A 686-nucleotide genomic window follows, 5' to 3' on the forward strand; every position below is an offset into this window, starting at 1 on the left:
CGCGTACAATCGTGCGAACTCGTCCACGAACACGTCCATCGATACGCCGTCCGAGACGATGTGGTGCATGTCCAGCAGCAGCACGTGCCGCCGCTCTTCCAGGCAGATCAGTCCTGCACGCAGGAGCGGCGCTTCGCCCAGATCGAACGGACGCACGAACGCTTTCACCTGCGTCTTTGCTTCTTCCTCCGTGCTGTCCGTCACTTCCAGCGGCATATTCACCCGATCGGTGATGCGCTGCATCAGCTGATCCTCCTGCATCGCAAACGAGGTGCGGAACGATTCATGACGCGCTGCCAGCTCGTTCAAGCTCTCCCGCACACGTTCCACATCCAGCTCTCCTGCGATCTCCAGCGCCCACGGGATGTTGTAGCCGATGCCCCCGGTGTCCAACTGACTCACCACATACAGCCGCTGCTGTGCAGGCGAGGCCGGATACCACTCGCGCAGCTCCGCTTGGCCGATCGCCTCGTAGCGTTCCATCGTAGCCGCTGCTTCCAAATACCCCGCCAGCGCCTCCACCGTCGGGCTTGCGAACACTTCGCCCAGCGGCACGCTTGCGTCCAATTGCTTCTGGATCCACGACACCAGCTGCGTCGCTTTGAGCGAATGGCCGCCCAGTTCGAAGAAGTTGTCCCGGATGCCCACCGGCTGTGAAAGGCCAAGCACCTCCTGCCAAATCGCCG

At 62.1% G+C, this 686-nt stretch carries 1 protein-coding gene; it reads right to left on the reverse strand.

Annotated elements, in window-relative coordinates; all coding sequences use genetic code 11:
- Nucleotides 1-686 (reverse strand): condensation domain-containing protein (locus tag ACFSX3_RS31020; protein WP_379313706.1); only part of this gene is annotated, 686 nt, incomplete at both ends.

The organism is Paenibacillus rhizoplanae (assembly GCF_042684125.1).
In the GTDB taxonomy this organism is placed as follows: domain Bacteria; phylum Bacillota; class Bacilli; order Paenibacillales; family Paenibacillaceae; genus Paenibacillus_AQ; species Paenibacillus_AQ rhizoplanae.